Source organism: Colwellia sp. 75C3 (genome assembly GCF_002836255.1).
Taxonomy (GTDB): domain Bacteria; phylum Pseudomonadota; class Gammaproteobacteria; order Enterobacterales; family Alteromonadaceae; genus Colwellia.
The window spans coordinates 311,035-327,368 of record NZ_PJAU01000054.1; the positions used below are offsets into that span (position 1 = coordinate 311,035).

Below are 16,334 nucleotides of genomic sequence, written 5' to 3' on the forward strand. Positions count from 1 at the left end.
TTATTAACCCTGATCATAGACAAAATTAATTTCTACCGTGCGTTAATTAATATTAACTTCTATTAACTCGGTAAGAAATCAATTGCCCAGATAGTCACAACAGTACCCACACTTTCCGCGCTAAACTTAATAGCACGTAAAATACTCGTCAGCTGACGCTCTAGTTTGGCGTTATTTAACTCACTTGATTTAATAGTAACTTTATTTACTTTTCCCGATGATAAAATTTCTATCTCAAATAATACCTTACCCTTTAAAAAAGGATCTTTACGTAACGCACGATTATAACGCGCATAAAGACGAGATTTGTTCGCTTCAAGTGTTCGTCTCAAAACCACTTCAGAACGTTGCCCGGATTTTTGCGCTGCTAATATCTCTGCGGCTGCAGTATCAGTACTCGCTAACACTTCCTCTGCTGATAAACGTACTTGTTTGGTGTTTCTAGTACTAAGTTCGTCACTTACCACGGTTTGAGTGGTATTAGCGGCAGATAAGGTTGAGCTCTGTGTGTTAGCTGCACTAGCCAGTAACTTACGTTGAACTTTTACTTCAGCAACATTGGTTTTATTCAATTTTGTTGTGCTCGCGGGCTTTACTTCAAAGGCATCACGCATCGCAAAAAGTTCATCTTTCATGGCTGCTAAACCTGATGATTGTGCTTTTTGTTTTGCCGCTTGTCGCTTGGTCTTTGGTGGCTCAACTTTTTTCTCTGGTTTGTCTTTTAGCTCTTCTGGTTTTTTCTCTTCTATTGGCTTTACTTTGGGTTTCTCAGGAATCGGTAATTTTTTTTCTTTCAACATAATTTTTGCTAGCTGTACCGGTACCTTTTCTTTCACTTCCCGTGATACTTCAACCTGCTCAATAAACGGTACTACTACCGCTATTAGTAGATAAACACCTACCAGAATCTGTAAAATTCTTGTGAATTTTTTATCTTGAGTAGTATCTTGAAATACGTTGATGGACTCATCATTTTTCTTAGTTGCATGATTAGGTAAAGGATTCGATTCAAAAGTGGCTGATGTCATCATTAGCCCCCTTTTATCTTACTTTTAGCTACCTGCTTCACAGCTAATGACATATTACGATAATCACTGTCAGCGCACGCTGCCATGATCTGCTTTAACACTTGATAAGGTACGCTAGCGTCTCCAATAATAGTTACCGAACGACCATTTTTGGTTTCATTGTCAGTTAATATGGGCCGCTTAGTTGACAGGTAACTTAATTCAGTTTTTATCGCCTTGATAAGGCCCGAATTAAGCTCATCACTTAGCTCTGTTATGGCGCTTTGTTGCTGCCATATGACGCGTTCTTGTATCATTATACTCTGTGGTAGCACGGTAATTAATACATTCTCAGCCGGCATTTCTTCAGCGATAGAGACAGGAAGATTTATTTCTTTCGTATTTTGCAGTACTCGTACTTCTGATTGATTAACAATGAGAAAGAATACCAAAATAGTAAATATATCCATCAAAGAAACAAGGTTCAATTTAGAGCCTGCACTAAAGCGCTTATGATGTTTTGCTAAACGTTTAGCTTTAAAAGACTGTTTCATGGTTTTCCTCCTGATTGAGTCCCTACGTTAGTGCCTACTTGAGAGTTCGTTAGAGTTTCTGGCGCATCACCTAAAGATATCTGTGGAAAAAGCTCAGCATCAACTAAGTTAGCTGCAACTACTGCTTTAAAAGAGCGTACAGTGTCCATAGTAGATATAATCGTTTGATAATCGATATCTGGCGCAAGTAACAACACAATGTCACTTTTTTCTTGCTTATTTTGCTGAAAAGTTAGTTTCAAATCTTGCAAATAAATCGACAGGTTAGAAAACTGATAACCGTTCTCTGTTTTATCAAATTTCTTCAATAAAATACCTGCTGGATAATTCAAGTCAAAGCCTGTTTGACTTATCACTAACTCTAAAACTTTAGGTTCATCATTAGGATTATTTGCAGCTTGCGCGGCAACAGGTAGTTGTAAGTTTAAAATACGTACCTGAGAAAATACCAAACTCAAAAGCAATACCGGCACGAGCACAATCATCAAGTTCATAAATGAAGTGATGTCGAGCTCTGCCTCAGGGGCATTAATGCGACGACGACGTCTCATTTTCTTAGCCTCGGTGTTCGTCAGACGACTGACCAAAAGAAAGCGAGTTTAATAACTTGATGCCTGCCATTTCTAAAGAGTCAGCTATTGCGGCTGTTTTACCCATTAAACTAGTATGAAGTAATATTAGCGGGATTGCGGTGATCAAACCAAAAGCCGTAGTATTCATAGCCACTGAAATACTTGAAGACAGTAAGTTCGCCTTTTCAGCTGGATCCGCATTAGCAACCGCAGAGAAAGCGGCGATTAAGCCCATGATAGTACCAAGCAAACCAAGCAGTGTAGCAATGTTTGCTAAAACAGCTAAAAATGGCGTACGTTTTTCAAGACGTAACATATACTCCATCATGGTTTCTTCCATGGCGTATTCTACATCTTCTCTGCGCTTTACCGACGATAAACGCGCGATGCCGGATTGCAATACATCAAGTACTGGCGCTGAATTTTCATTTGCATATTTACTGATCGTCTCAATATCACCTTTTTTTAGTGAATCCTTCAGCAGAGCAAAGGCTTTACGGTTAGTCCTTAACGCGGAACTTAAATATATCCAACGTTCTATACTAATCGCTAAACCAACTACTAGCACTAAGGCGATAGGGTAAATAAATGTTCCACCCGTTTGTAAAAAAGTGATTATGCTGTCGAAAATACCCATGTTGCTTTCCTTTATATTTTTATAATTTTTGCGGTTAGTTTTATGTAACTGATGTTTACGTACTTAGTTTCTGTAATGCTTCTAATAATTTATTATGCTGTTTTCATCACTATTACTATTACTATTTAGTTAGGTTCCGCTTTAGCTTTCACTGCTAACGATTTATTAGCAAAAAATCGTACTTGCTCTTTAAATACCTTAGGGTTAATAGGACTGAAATGGGGTAACTTTATTGTGCGGGTTTTACCTTCCACTTCAATGACCTGATCAACACCCTTCCACGGCATGATGTAAATAACATTAGGTTGTTCTTGCGATCCTTTCACCTGGCTTTGAATGATCAATGGTTCAGTCTTACTCGCTTTATTACTGCTCTTATCGGCTAATGGCATAACCTCGGCAGACTGTACCGTTTGAGTCAGCAAGATGAATCCAGCTAAAGTTAATACTAGAAGTGGTGAAAATTTATTCATGATTTTTCCTCCTGCGTATGATTTACAGCGCCCGTTTGATCATCAACCTCAGGTTCATCTAATTTAAGCTCAACTGCTGCTTTTATTATCTCCGGCTCAACCAGCTTAGGGGCAGATTTATCAACGGTTGGAACGTCTAGCCCCGCTCGTTTTATTTTTATTTCTAATCCAGCCAGCCAACGTTTAACTTCTTCATCATTACTGTTGAGTAACAGGTAGGAACGATAATAACCATGAGCATCAAGTAAACGTCCACGATAAAGCTCTAATAAAATAGCCATACTTGCTTGCGCTTCAGAAAAATCGGGCCAAATAGCTAACGCCGCCAAGTAACTCTGTTCGGCTTTATCAAATTGTCCCTGTAATCGATAAGTTTGTCCCTGTAAGTGATGAGCATACAAATTAAGATTGTTAACGGTAATAGCCCTATCAAGTAATACCTGCGCTTGAATTAGCTTACCTTGCTCTTTGACAATGATGGCTTTATTGACATAACTTCCCGATAATTGCGGTTGAGCAAGGATCACTTGATCAAATAAACTTTGCGCTTGTTGCCATTTTTTATCTTTCATCAAGCTAATGGCTTGTTGGTAATCTTTAAGCACATTGTCAGGCACAGGAATGGGTTTAGTAGCTTGTTGCTGTAAATACAGATTAACTGCAGGAGCTTTATTACCTTGTGCAATATCTTCGTCTACAATGCTTTCACCAGTAACAAGAGCCGCTGACACTGAATTTTTCTTACTTTCATCTACAGTGGGGTTTGAACTACACGCACTAAGCCATAGTGATAGCGTTATCGCTATAACAACCGCTTTAGTAGATTTACTTGTATGAAAAAAGTGTTTTCCTCCAGCAGCGCTAGTAAATTTCTTGAATAGCATGACTTGTGCGCTCCTGTTTATTATATTGGCCAGGATCTAACTCAGCCAATGCGCTGAAACTCCGCTCAACCCAAGCATCAAATACGTCTTGCCAAGCTCGTTGAGCATTGTTGGTATGTATTTCAATCGCTTTATCTTCAAATGGGATAGCAATATCTTCCAGTAATAATTCATACTCTTCTAACGCTAGCTCATCGAGATCATTAGGCCGTTCTGAAGACATAATGTCACTCGCCAATAGACCATACATGGTCGCTAAATTAAATGATGCTTGTGGCACAAACTCAGCCATTTGATAGGACAACACTTTTTGATAATATCCAATCGCTAACTTCATCGCTGATTGTTTTCGTTTCAAACTTTTATTGAGCGGTAATTTAAGCTTTGCCCAAGTAAACGTTTGTTGATGCGCTTTTCCTAAACCTAACGCGGCATATGACGCTAAGTATTCTGTTCTAGCGGTAATACTACTTGCTGAGTTTCTTAACTTAATATCATGGTATTTAACAATCTTGCGATACCAAAAATACTGCTTATTGCTATCCTTTTTCTTTTGATAAAACTCACTGAGCTTTAAGCGTACTTCCTGCGCTACAACAAAAGGCTTAGGGTATTTATGGGCATAAGTTCGGTAAGTGGTTAATGCTTTATCCGTATTACCCGCTTTTTGATAATACTCAGCTGCGGTATATTGTGCCTCACGCTTTAATTCATCAGAAAAGCCAATCGATTCAGGTCCATTAATCATGGCTAATAATTGCGCCGCTGCTAACTGCCACTGCTGGGTATTTTCATAAGCCTTGGCTAACTTTGCCGAAATTGATCGGCTATATTCGTGACTTGGGTAGCGTTTTTTAAAATCAGATAATACTTTAATACCTTGTCGCCACTGCTTCTGCGCCAGCAAAATATTACCGGCATCAAACTCTGCGTTTAACCTATATGAAGATTCTGGTACTACTTTGCCGACACGTAAGTAATCTTGAACCGCTAGCAATGGTTGCTCTTTTACTAAACCTTGCGCTTGAAAATAGATACATGATGCTAATAGTTCGCGTATTTCTTTGCGTTTCTTTATTTGTCTTTTATTGGTGCTAGCTACATAGGTTAATGCTAATTGATAAGCCGCTTCAGCCTGAAGATAACGCTTTTGCTGGTACAGACTATTCGCCTGTAATTGGCTGGCAATTTGCACCTGCTTCAGGGCGAGCTTATTTAACTTAGTTAACTTAATTGGCACATATGATTTCTTTGCTGAAACTGGTACCGATGCTTGGGAATCTATAGGAATAACCAAATGGCTTTGTAAAATGAAGTCACTGTAATATTTGACTGCTTGATGGTCTTTAGCACTATAGGCATATTGTGCAGCCTGTGTCGCTAAGGTAAGTACTCGACTATCTTTTGGATAACTAGCTACAAAAAGTTGGTCTAATTGATTACGTGTCAGTAACAGCAATTTTTGTTCATCACTTAAACCAAACGTATGCAAAGAGTCTGTCGTTTTAACTTTACCGACTTTAAGCATTTCTCGAGTAGTTAATGTTGCCGCATAAGCAGCTTCAAGACGAATGATTACACTAGCTTCATCTATTTTATCGTTCTCATTAAATGACTTTGTTGCGCTTGGATAAAACGTTAGCTGTGTTGATTTTCCCTTTAACCCTAGCTTGCTTTCATCGTGCTCAACGACTGAGATTTCTAACTCTTTTTTATAGGCTATCAATTGATAAGTTTTTAACGCCTGCTGATATTGCTGTGCCTCAAAATTAGCATCGGCAAAAAGAAGTTCATCCGCTAACAGGCTTTTACTCAATTTAGGTTTATTTTTCTGGTAATTAGCTTGCGGAAGTTTAGCCAATTCTAAATAGGTTGCCAGTGCTAGACTGGTATTAACAAAAGCTAAGCGTCGCTTATTTTTAGCAGTTAAACGTTGCGCGTTAGCATAAAGGCGACGGCTATGTTGGTAACTAAAACGCAATAAGTTAGGTAATATTTCATCATTAATCTCACGCTGAGTTAAACTTTGGTTACTTTTAGCTGCATGTGCCTTTTGCCAAAGAGTACTGTTAAGACCGAATTGTTTCACGTAGTTTTGTTTTAATGCTCTACTTGCGCTGTATTTCCCTTGCTGCTCAAGTAATTCTAACAATGCCAATGAATATCTCGCCGCCCAAATAGTATTTGGCGCTAGAGTGATATAGGCTTTATAGGCTAATTCAGCATCATATTTAAGTTCATTTTTGATTAAGAAGTCAGCTAAATTTTTAAACAAGATATGACGATAAAGAGTTAAGTTAGTGAGTCCTTGTTGCTGTTTTGTTAGGGCGACTAATGATGCAGACTGTTGCTGCTGGCTCAATGAAATACTTAATACCCGCTGTACATCAGCCACTAAACTAGCGTAGCGAGGGTCGAGCTTCTCAAAGCTAAAATCATCTTGATAACGTCGCATATCTTCTTGGTCGACTAAGTAATCAAGTAACGAGATAAACTCAATATCCGCTTGGGCTAAACGGTTAAGCTTAAACAATACCCAGGCAGACATATAGCGACTATTAACATAATAAGTCTCATTATTTACCGCTGTACTCGCTGCGTTACTTACCGAGGAATATGCTTCCAGTGCAGCAGGATAGGCTTGAAAATTATAATAAATATCGCCACGCCTAAAGTTTAATTCAGCGCCATATTGGCTGTTCGGATATTTAGCGAGTAAAGCCTCCATTTGTCGTAAGCTTTCTTTAGACTTGCCCTGCAAATCAAGTGACTTAGCCAATTGATATTGCATCCATTCATTATCGCTGCGCTCTGGGAAGCGTGTAATTAAATCTTGATAAGACAATACTAAGGCATTCAAGGCTTCATCAGATTTTTGTAAACCTTGGGCATCAGTCAAATCTTCATCATCAATTAACTCATACGCTTGAGTATTCATTTGAACCAAGCGGTATTCTATTTGTGCCCTCACTTCTAGATCAGGCTCTAAGGTAAGTATTGTTTGGTATAATTCAGCTAGTTTACTCGCTCTTTGAGATCGGCTTAAGGTAATACTGTCAATTTCAATACTTGCTTGTTCATTGGCTAAGTCAGCTAAGGTCTTTCGTGTTGAATTTTCATTTTGTTCAGTGCTTTGACAACCCACTAACACGATTGAAAATACAGTAATAAAGGCAAATTTTAACCAATAGGATATTACGAATAAACCTTTATTAACTATTGTATTAAATATTGGGTTAACTACTTTAAATAACATTAATGAGCACCCGCTATAGCCGATATTTTTTCAGAAACAGCTAACTTAGCTGATGGCACTAATTTAATAGATAACCTTTTATCTGCTCTCGCCATACGTTCTAATACTTTCGCCATACCTTGACGAGTGCTTAACAAGTGTTCAGCTAAAACAACGTCCTGCTCATCAATATAAAGTTTAACTTTCTCTCTTATTTTCACACTGAGCTTTTCACGTAATTGAGCCGATTGTGTTAGTAGGGATTTAAGTTGCTGCTCACCCTGGTTATGCTTTTTGATACTGAGTTCGAGAGAGCCTTGTGTGTTTGATATTTTCGCTACTTCTTGCTGCTGAAGAGTAACGCCAGCAATGGCACTATCTAATTGCTGTAATTGTTTTTTACGTTGCCAAGCGCGCTGAGGATATTGCTCTGCGAGCTGCCATGATAATACCCCTGTAACTCGCGCTAAGCGTTGTTTATATTCACTTGTATTTTTCTTATCACCAATCGATGTCAAGGCGCTATTGCTACGTACAATCCGATCAAGCCACTGACTTTCTTCTTCATTAGAAAATGCTGAACTCTGTTTATTCGCTAATTGCTTCGACAGTAATTTAGCCAAACGGTCTCGTTCACCTTTCAACTGTGCAAAAACATTTTGTTTATCACGTGTTGCTTGAGCGGCAATAATATTTTTCTTTCGCTGTTGATTAAGACTAATTATTTCAGCTAACCAAACTGTTTTATCGAGTAAACCTTGTAACTGCCCTGTTAGCTCATCAACATCAATTAAACCTTGGTATAAACTCACTAGCTCTGCATTATACAGAGCTTGTTGTAGCCAAACTGACTGAGGGAGATAATCGAGTGTTTTATTTGAATTCGGCTGACTAAACTTACCATTCTGGCTGATAGAATTTGACTGAACGGATGGAGAGAAGTCGAGTAAATTTTTACTTTTATCAAAAGCGATAGAGAATTCAGCAAGATCTTGCTGACGTTGTAAAAAGAAACTTTCCACTGTTTGATAAGCACTAACACCTTGGGCCAGTGATTTTTGATCGCTCACTTGCTCTGCCATTAATTCAGCTGACTGCCAACTTAGCTGAGAGTAAGGATATTTTTTATAATGTAAGTTTAATAAATTAAAGGCGATATCGTATTGATCAACTTGTTGACTGGCAAAGGCGAATAAAAATAGCGCTGATTCTGCGTAGGGGCTTTGTTCTGGAAAGGTTTTTAACTCGCTAAAGGCTAAGCTATAACGTTCTTGGCTAATATATATTTGTGCAAGTAACAATTGCGCATAGTCTTGAATCGCTTGCCTTTGCAAAACGGCCATTTCTCTCTTTTCACTTTCAGAAGAAATAGTGTCTTCATCCAAAAATAAACGCGTCCAAAAGTTATGCTTCTCTTGATACCAAGTTGTTATTTTTATCGTCTTTAATTTATTGATGGCTAAATCATATTGTGCAGCATCAACCCGAGCTAACTCAATTAGCCTTAATGCCTCATTCAACTGGATATATGGAGAACTTGTATTAGCACCTGATTCTGTTGCAGGTTTAGCCAGTAAATCACTGTTATTTTCAGGCCAATAGGCTAATTGATTGAGCACATGATATTCTTGGTAATAACTCGAGGAAACAGATGTTATTCTCCCTAGAGTTTCCTTAGCTTGGCTAGTGTCGCCTTGCGATAGATATTGATTAGTTAATGACAATAAGGCGATTAGTCGTAACTCACTCGCTTTGGCTGATTTTTTGTTATGCTTCTCTGAGTTTTTTTCAGCATCAAGTAAGCCATCAAAATTGACCAATGTAGTTTTTGCCTGCTGTAATAAACCCACTGAAAGTTGCAAACCCGCTTCGAATAAAGCGGCACGACTATCTAAAGACGTTAATTTAGCCTTATTCTGCTCTACTTGAGATAACGCCTGCTCTTGGTCATCTTGAAAGTAAAAATAAAGCGCTTGGCGGTAATACTTATCTTGTAGATCAGTTTTGATAACAACTGTACTTTCATCACTCTGACCGCTTTGTGCATAGATCATCGATACTTGACTAGATAAGACCAGCAGCAACAATTTAACTAATAGCGTAAAGTTTACTTTAATGCCCATAGTGACTTATAAAATCCATTCTTCAACAACAACTTGGCTTCTATACGTTTTAGTATTATCCATAACCTTAAGTTCAATCATCAAAGCCTCATCATCTTTCTCAAATTGATACTCAGCAGCTCTTTTTACCATACGACCTTCAGGATCAATACCAGTAAAGATTGCCGTTAATTGATATTGTCCTATTTTCAAATTACCTAAATACAGCTTTTGAATACCACCTTGCTCTAATGCTTCACGTTGTCGTTTGGTATATAAAAAACCAGCGACATCTTTATCGTTAATTTTAACTTCAACACTATCAATGGCAAAAAATTTACCGGTATCCACAGAGACAAAAAAGGCAACTTGAGTACTGGCAGGAAATAACAAATCTTCCTCCAAGATAAATAGCTCTCGGTTAAGTTGCAGTACTTGCGATTTTAACTGTTCAAGTTGCTGTGCTAACTCACTGCTAGAGTCGGCTGTTGAATTGCCTTGGATAGAAAGAGCATCAGCAGCAACGCTATAACTGTTGAAGCTTATAACCAGTAATAAAGCGGTGACTGTTTTAAAAAAACTACATGTTTTCATATTGAATAAGTACCTAGCATGACTTGGAAAAGCCTTTAAAAACGTTTAAAACCTTTTTAAAGGCTTTTTAAAAGTAAAGACTGTAAAAAATTCTAATAACATTCGCTGAAAAACCATAAGCAGGCTCTGTGCCTACACCTTCGCCGGCAGTTGGGTCTCTAAAGTTCTTATAATCGAATTTAATATAATCCCATTGCAATGAAGCTTCTGAACGTAAATCACCAAAAGAATACTTTTGCGGGACTAAAAATGTCAGACCTAAACCCAAAGTAAGATCTTCAAACTCACTGAGTTCTTTATCTCTGGCTAAATAGTTCTGTGCATCACGATAAGCAAAAAGATCACTGTAAAAACTTGCTTGGCTTTGTTGATAATGTCTAACTTTCAGTTCAATTTCAAAAAGCTCAGCTATCGGATGTCGATAAGAAACCTCAACATCAGTGGCATCTATTTGCCAACTATCACTAAAATAGCGGTAATGAACAAAGAGTGCGGCTCTATAAGGAAGGTAATAACTGGCTGAAATTTTACTGGCAAAAGAATTACGTGTATTCGGGTAAACTTCACTTTGATAACCTACGCCTGAAGACTGAGTATTATCAACATAACGCACACTACGATAGGGGTTATTTAAATAACCTTCATCAGTAACCGCTTCAAAGTTTAAGTTCATTGACAAGTTACGCGTTAATATTTGACTGATGCCGGCTCTTAAACGATATTGCTGACTTTGCTCTGCAAAAAACTCATCGCCATTACGTTTAATTTCATTATCGCTATAAGCTAGCCCTAAACTTAGGTTAGTTAAATCACCAAAGGTATCTTGTGAAATATTTAGGTTTACCGATTTAGCTAAATAATCACTTTCGCCACTTTGTCTAACGCTGATATCCATCAAGGTTTTTTCATGTAAATATTCGAGGCCTAACTGTGCCTCTTTACGCTTTTCAGTATAAGGACTTGCCGTACTCATCACATCGACCGAGGCCGACGATATACTGTCAACATAGTAATAGGCCGAAACAGCAAAGCTTTCACTTGTTTTTTTACGCAATAATATTGCTGGGCCATCAATTTTCATGCCCCCGCCATCATAGCTATGATAGAGCACATCAACACGGTCCGCTTGTAAGACCGCCGCTTGGGCTTGCTTACTTGTGATGCCAATAGCCAATAAACTGACAACAAAGCAGAGTAATACCAGACGTATACTAATTACAGCCACAACCGCCCCCGCCTGTTCCTTCAGCTCCTCTTGAAGACTCTCTCGCTTCATAAACATGAGCAATGTGCATATTGGCAATAGGATGTCGATTATTGCTCATAATAGGGTCCGCTAAATTTTGACGTTCATAGGGTTTGACCCAAGGTTCAATGTTAATACTTGCACAGCCCGTTACACTGACTACGCTGCAGCACAGTATAGTTCGTAATAATGTTAGTTTTATCATCTTACCCATCACTTATTCTCTGATCAGCTTTTTAATAGCTTTGGCATATTTTTTTTCATAACCCGGTTTGTAACCTTTAAAGGCATACCTGACCAAACCATCTCTATCAACAATGATAGTTGTTGGCATCGCTTCAACTTGATACATCGCTGAGATGGTATTACTGGCATCAAAAAGTATTGGAAAACTTAGATTTAAGTCCGCTAAAAAATCTCGGCCCGCTTGGTTTTCTTGTTCAACATTAACGCCCCATACAGACACACCTAACTCTTGGTATTTGTCATAAAACTTTTGTAATACGGGCATTTCTTTACGGCATGGTCCACACCAAGAAGCCCAAAAGTTGATGACTATTATTTTACCACGCTGTTCAGTTAACTTAAGGTTAGTGCCTGCCATACTTTTTAAGGTAAAGTCTGGCGCCGGCTGGCCTATCTCTAGCGCGTTAACACTTGTAGCGATAAAGAAAAAACTTGCCAATAAGCTCTTCGTTAGCAGCGTTTTGATTTTAGCTTTAATGTTAGGTTTCATAGTAGAGAGTGTAGTCATTCAATTCATCCTTAAAGGTTATTTCACGGCAAACTTCTATTCGAAGTAAAAAGCAGCTAAAAGTAAAAAGCAAAGCCCGTAGTAAAATTCAGATTATGACTAGTCTTACTTTCACCGGTAATAGCCGTATCAAAAATATAATCAGTCATACCAATATCCCAAGTGAGCCAATCAGTTAGAAATACCCGGTAATTAGCGCCAAGGTTAACAGTGAATTTTTCATCGCCAGCAAACTCCGTTGTACCACCACCCAATTCAACTGAAAAAACACTGTTTAGGGCAAAGTCCCTACCAAGGAACACCTCACCTGGCATTAAGTTGTAACCAATACTCAAGCCATAATAACCTAGCTTTCTTTCTTCATCAGTGAGTAAAGGCGGTACGTTAACGAGTTTTTCAAAACTAGTTTGACCCGCTTCAGATTGTCCATAACGTGCTTTAGCATAGAAGTATTCTGTAATGTGGTAGGCGAAGTGAGCACTTATCCACGCATTAGTTTCAAAATCTTCAATAGACATAACGCCTACTTGTACACCCAGTTCAAAATTCTCATTATCTAGGATATCTTCAAGCACAGTTCGTCTACCAACATCGACATCAACATTACTATTAATGATAGAAGCATCACTTGTTGAGTCTTCATTGAACAGAACAAGCCCTACTGACTCATTCGCTTTCGTTGGTGCAACCAAACAAATACTTACCAGTAAACCTAATAGTGTTACTAAAAGAATACGCTGAAACCTAATTTCCATACTTTAATCTCTTCATTGTCATCTCTATCCGTTAAGACTAACGAATACTTATATTCTGCTCGTAATAAGAAGTTACGCGCTAAGTGATATTTCAATCCAAAGGCGGCACTCATTAAGGTATCTTGTCGTTTTTCACTATCAGCGAGAACACTGTGTGGCTTAGTGTTAATAATCCCACCGCCAATACCAAGGTAAGGGGAAATAAATAATTCTGGCATTGGCTGACTGATCAACATGACTTCATATAAATCACTATCAGAAATAGTGCCTAATGCTTTACCTACCGAAACCTCACCACTAAATACTGAAGTAAAAAGGTAAGCGAATTGGGCGTTGTAAAAATGTGCGCCAGCAAAGTCGCCATACATAACACCCGCTTCATAATTTCTGTCTTGAAAATCACGCCATGATATTTCAGCATTGGTTAGTTTTTCACCTTGCTGTGTTGTTAGGCCCAATAACTCATCTTGATGAAGCCAGCCGGTATTGTTACGTTTGTCGGTCACTTTAAGCCAACTGGTACGTTTTACTTGTACCGTTAAATACTCACCTTTTTCAACCACATGCAAAACTGGATAACCAACACCCGGACCTGAATGCAACTCAACAAACGCAACCTCAATTAACAAAGCACTTGTATCGAGCGCTTCAGCCAATAATTTACCGCTGAAAAGACATGCCAATAAGCACAGCAGCGTTTGAGTTATTTTTGAGAAAATACGATTTTTATGGCTATTTAAATATAATGATTTCATTTATTAACTTAATCTTGGCTATAAAATGGAGTGTTGTAGTACTGACCGCCAATATCAAGCCACTCACTAAGCAGCTTTAATTCATGATCAGATAACATACCTTTATGCCTTCCTTCGAGAAACAACTGAAAAAAACGGCTACTCTGCAGAGCACCGTTAGTTGATAAAATAGCAGGAATAGTAATCTTGGTTAGTACCGGAATGGGACTCCCCTCTGGATCTAGGATTAACTCTCCTTCAGTATCAACTTCAAAAACAATATTTCCATTAACATCAAGTACTTCAACTAACTTATCAACCACTATACCTTCAATGACTTCTTGTTCTGAATCGTTAAATAATAATTCACGGTAAGCCGTTAAATGATCGACTTCATCGACAGAGACACTGTCACTGAGATCTAACTGACCTGCAGGTACTTGCGCTACGTTATCGCTATCAAGTGGACCATGACAACTTGAGCACGTATTGTCGCTGAGTAATTCAGCGGTATCTTCATCAAAAACCTGTCGAGTTAACTGCCATAGCGGTTGGATGTTATCGACATAGTTAATTTGTAATCGACAATAGGCATTCCAATGAGTAAAGCAGTCCGCTCCTGCTGGAGCTTGTGTTAATAACTGCTGATAACTGTAGTTTATTTCAGGGTTTTGCGCAGAAATAGCCGGATTACTCCACTTATCAATATAGTGAAGATCGGCTGAAAGCTGAGCTAAGCCATTAACCATTTCATCGGCTTCGGCCATGGTTTGTGCTTGCAAAGGAATAATTTCGGGGTTGGTATTAGTAAAAGCAATACCTCCTGGATCAGCGCCAGCATTAATACTCGCGGCTTGAGCCTCGGGTCTACCGTGTGGTAATTCACTTTGTTGGCTATGACAACCCTGACATTCTAATGTTTCACCTGCGTTAACACTTATCCATTGTCTGTGCCTGCCACCAATGCGTTGACCATTAGCATCAAGAATACTCAGTGCTATGGGTACATTAGCGGGGATTTTCACCTTAACTGAGCCATCAGGCTGAATAGGCGTATAACCAATAATTTCTCGCATGAGTTGATTTCGACTTCGGCCAAAATCTGTATTGCTAATCTGTCTTACTTCTCTAGGAGGTAGTGGTACGCCGCGAACAATACGTAAAAATCGTGCAGGTAAATCTTCCGCCTTTGTTAATGCTGGGTCTCGTAAAGTAATGATGCCTTGAGCATTGCTGTCTTGTATTGATGAGTCAACACCGTCCATATCATAAACGCTGCGAATATGAATAGCGGCGGCTTGTTCATTAGCTAATTCAGCAATAAGCCCAGCACCAAAAGATTTATCGGCTACAAAAACGGGAGGATTCTCGGCTGCTTGCATGACAATCGCTTCACTGAGCATGTTACCTTCAGTGGTTTTAGCGACAACTTGCTGAGTATTAGTTTGACCATTATAAAGCCACAATTCGTACCAAGGGGAAGCTAACTCAAGCCCTTCTTGTGCTAATTCATCTTCTGTTAATTGCCCGCAGGCTTTTACTTCTTCATCCACAGTAACTCGGCATAAATCCCAACTTAATAGGTAGCGCTCACTACTATCAGGTAAGGGAAATAAATGACTTAACCGCCCCGCAGTATTAATTTCTTCAGAGAAATTAAAGTTATATAGGTCATCGGTAAATAAATCACTCTGTGCCGCTGATTGTGCCCCTATTTGTGCAGTAACGGCTGCGCTTTCATTATCCAAGGTTTGTTGGTTATCAATAAATTGTTCAATGTTAATCAATACCGGTCTTTTTTGATAAACCCCATCATCTGCGGAAGCCAATAACATCAATATTTCGCCATTGGGCATTTGTTGAGGTTTAACAAATTCAATCACGTGATTTTCATCGTCTAACGTCAATTGATGTGAATGCCAGCCATAGACCAGTTGATTATCAGTACCATCAGGGTTCATTCGGTACAAATTAATTTTGTTAATACCACCCATAGTATCCCAACGGCTGTACAGGATTCGACCATCTTGTAAAACTAGTGGATAAAAATCATGGCTCATATTAAAACTAACTTGCTTAATATCGCTACCATCGGCTTGCATGATATGAAGATTAAAAGCTGATTCTTGCCCTATCTCATTCAGTGCAGTGTATTGCGGCTTGCCTTCATCTAATAAAATCGCTCGAGCTAAACGCTGTCGTGTTGAGGCAAAGATAATACGGCCATCAGGTAAGAAAGACGCCATAAGGTCATCACCTTGTTCGGCAATAACATCACTTTCTATGAGCCGTTGAAAGCTTTTATCTGCTAACTGATAACGCCAGATATTCCACTTCGGCTGTTCATTTTCATCGGCATCAGTGATTTCTGGTGCCCTAATAGCAACTAAAAATGACTGACCATCGGCAGATACGCTTAAATCGCGAATATCTATAGCTTGAGTCACGCCTTGTTCATCAGTGAATAAATCAGCGGTAAGTATGTTACTCGGGGAGTCCGAAAAAGCATTGTTTTTTACAATAAGTTGTGCGCCCGCGTTAAATTCGGCAGGATTACGTGGGGAAAATGCGACTGATGATATATCGTCGTCAACCATTCGATTAATACTGCGTTCAATATAAACAACGGGGTATTCAACTAATACAGGATCTGTTTGTTCATCTGACTTTATTGCCTGTTCATTACAGCCAGTAAGTAAAAAAAACACCACGATAGAAACGCAAACCCATGACATTGGATTCATCGCAACATACCTAATAAACGGTTAATAAATAACAACATAACAT

At 38.8% G+C, this 16,334-nt stretch carries 15 protein-coding genes; all 15 read right to left on the reverse strand.

All coding sequences use genetic code 11. The annotated features are described in order from the left end of the window. Positions 1-62: 62 nt before the first annotated feature. The gene (locus tag CXF85_RS13905) at positions 63-1,031 is read right to left on the reverse strand and encodes an AgmX/PglI C-terminal domain-containing protein (RefSeq protein WP_157829109.1); all 969 of its coding nucleotides are present in this window, start codon (positions 1,029-1,031) and stop codon (positions 63-65) included. Then, on the reverse strand, positions 1,031-1,561 hold the full coding sequence (locus CXF85_RS13910; RefSeq protein WP_101229255.1) for an ExbD/TolR family protein: 531 nt from the start codon (positions 1,559-1,561) through the stop codon (positions 1,031-1,033). Before CXF85_RS13910 ends, CXF85_RS13905 begins: the two co-directional genes overlap by 1 nt. Further along, positions 1,558-2,112: a biopolymer transporter ExbD gene (locus CXF85_RS13915; protein ID WP_101229256.1), complete on the reverse strand. Its 555-nt coding sequence runs from the start codon at positions 2,110-2,112 to the stop codon at positions 1,558-1,560. The genes CXF85_RS13910 and CXF85_RS13915 overlap by 4 nt, the downstream gene beginning before the upstream one ends. Before the next feature lie 4 nt (positions 2,113-2,116). Further along, the gene (locus tag CXF85_RS13920) at positions 2,117-2,770 is read right to left on the reverse strand and encodes a MotA/TolQ/ExbB proton channel family protein (RefSeq protein WP_101229257.1); all 654 of its coding nucleotides are present in this window, start codon (positions 2,768-2,770) and stop codon (positions 2,117-2,119) included. 125 nt (positions 2,771-2,895) lie between these two features. After that, the gene (locus CXF85_RS13925) at positions 2,896-3,243 is read right to left on the reverse strand and encodes a hypothetical protein (protein WP_101229258.1); all 348 of its coding nucleotides are present in this window, start codon (positions 3,241-3,243) and stop codon (positions 2,896-2,898) included. Beyond that, positions 3,240-4,127 (reverse strand): tetratricopeptide repeat protein, encoded by an 888-nt coding sequence (locus CXF85_RS13930; protein WP_101229259.1) that lies wholly within the window; start codon positions 4,125-4,127, stop codon positions 3,240-3,242. Before CXF85_RS13930 ends, CXF85_RS13925 begins: the two co-directional genes overlap by 4 nt. Beyond that, on the reverse strand, positions 4,105-7,383 hold the full coding sequence (locus CXF85_RS13935) for a tetratricopeptide repeat protein (protein ID WP_101229260.1): 3,279 nt from the start codon (positions 7,381-7,383) through the stop codon (positions 4,105-4,107). Before CXF85_RS13935 ends, CXF85_RS13930 begins: the two co-directional genes overlap by 23 nt. Continuing rightward, entirely contained in the window at positions 7,383-9,485 is a 2,103-nt protein-coding gene (locus tag CXF85_RS13940) for a tetratricopeptide repeat protein (protein WP_101229261.1), read from the reverse strand. Before CXF85_RS13940 ends, CXF85_RS13935 begins: the two co-directional genes overlap by 1 nt. A gap of 6 nt (positions 9,486-9,491) precedes the next feature. Further along, on the reverse strand, positions 9,492-10,058 hold the full coding sequence (locus CXF85_RS13945; RefSeq protein ID WP_101229262.1) for an AraC family transcriptional regulator: 567 nt from the start codon (positions 10,056-10,058) through the stop codon (positions 9,492-9,494). A 67-nt stretch (positions 10,059-10,125) separates the two neighbouring features. After that, a complete protein-coding gene (locus CXF85_RS13950; protein WP_232771200.1) occupies positions 10,126-11,283 on the reverse strand; it encodes a DUF3570 domain-containing protein in 1,158 nt (385 codons plus the stop codon). After that, a complete protein-coding gene (locus CXF85_RS13955; RefSeq protein ID WP_101229307.1) occupies positions 11,270-11,509 on the reverse strand; it encodes a DUF4266 domain-containing protein in 240 nt (79 codons plus the stop codon). The genes CXF85_RS13950 and CXF85_RS13955 overlap by 14 nt, the downstream gene beginning before the upstream one ends. Positions 11,510-11,521: 12 nt before the next feature. Next, positions 11,522-12,058: a TlpA family protein disulfide reductase gene (locus CXF85_RS13960; protein WP_101229264.1), complete on the reverse strand. Its 537-nt coding sequence runs from the start codon at positions 12,056-12,058 to the stop codon at positions 11,522-11,524. Positions 12,059-12,114: 56 nt separating this feature from the next. Continuing rightward, complete coding sequence (locus CXF85_RS13965; RefSeq protein ID WP_101229265.1) at positions 12,115-12,813, reverse strand: outer membrane beta-barrel domain-containing protein; 699 nt, start codon at positions 12,811-12,813, stop codon at positions 12,115-12,117. After that, positions 12,783-13,568: an SH3 domain-containing protein gene (locus CXF85_RS13970; protein WP_101229266.1), complete on the reverse strand. Its 786-nt coding sequence runs from the start codon at positions 13,566-13,568 to the stop codon at positions 12,783-12,785. Before CXF85_RS13970 ends, CXF85_RS13965 begins: the two co-directional genes overlap by 31 nt. 8 nt (positions 13,569-13,576) lie before the next feature. Beyond that, positions 13,577-16,291 (reverse strand): hypothetical protein, encoded by a 2,715-nt coding sequence (locus CXF85_RS13975; protein WP_101229267.1) that lies wholly within the window; start codon positions 16,289-16,291, stop codon positions 13,577-13,579. Positions 16,292-16,334 lie beyond the last annotated feature (43 nt).

Coding starts and splice junctions, on each gene's coding strand:
- CXF85_RS13910 (WP_101229255.1), bottom strand. CDS start 1,561: ATGAAACAGTCTTTTAAAGCTAAACGTTTAGCAAAACATCATAAGCGC.
- CXF85_RS13905 (WP_157829109.1), bottom strand. CDS start 1,031: ATGATGACATCAGCCACTTTTGAATCGAATCCTTTACCTAATCATGCA.
- CXF85_RS13925 (WP_101229258.1), bottom strand. CDS start 3,243: ATGAATAAATTTTCACCACTTCTAGTATTAACTTTAGCTGGATTCATC.
- CXF85_RS13920 (WP_101229257.1), bottom strand. CDS start 2,770: ATGGGTATTTTCGACAGCATAATCACTTTTTTACAAACGGGTGGAACA.
- CXF85_RS13940 (WP_101229261.1), bottom strand. CDS start 9,485: ATGGGCATTAAAGTAAACTTTACGCTATTAGTTAAATTGTTGCTGCTG.
- CXF85_RS13975 (WP_101229267.1), bottom strand. CDS start 16,291: ATGAATCCAATGTCATGGGTTTGCGTTTCTATCGTGGTGTTTTTTTTA.
- CXF85_RS13945 (WP_101229262.1), bottom strand. CDS start 10,058: ATGAAAACATGTAGTTTTTTTAAAACAGTCACCGCTTTATTACTGGTT.
- CXF85_RS13970 (WP_101229266.1), bottom strand. CDS start 13,568: ATGAAATCATTATATTTAAATAGCCATAAAAATCGTATTTTCTCAAAA.
- CXF85_RS13935 (WP_101229260.1), bottom strand. CDS start 7,383: ATGTTATTTAAAGTAGTTAACCCAATATTTAATACAATAGTTAATAAA.
- CXF85_RS13960 (WP_101229264.1), bottom strand. CDS start 12,058: ATGACTACACTCTCTACTATGAAACCTAACATTAAAGCTAAAATCAAA.
- CXF85_RS13965 (WP_101229265.1), bottom strand. CDS start 12,813: ATGGAAATTAGGTTTCAGCGTATTCTTTTAGTAACACTATTAGGTTTA.
- CXF85_RS13915 (WP_101229256.1), bottom strand. CDS start 2,112: ATGAGACGTCGTCGTCGCATTAATGCCCCTGAGGCAGAGCTCGACATC.
- CXF85_RS13955 (WP_101229307.1), bottom strand. CDS start 11,509: ATGATAAAACTAACATTATTACGAACTATACTGTGCTGCAGCGTAGTC.
- CXF85_RS13930 (WP_101229259.1), bottom strand. CDS start 4,127: ATGCTATTCAAGAAATTTACTAGCGCTGCTGGAGGAAAACACTTTTTT.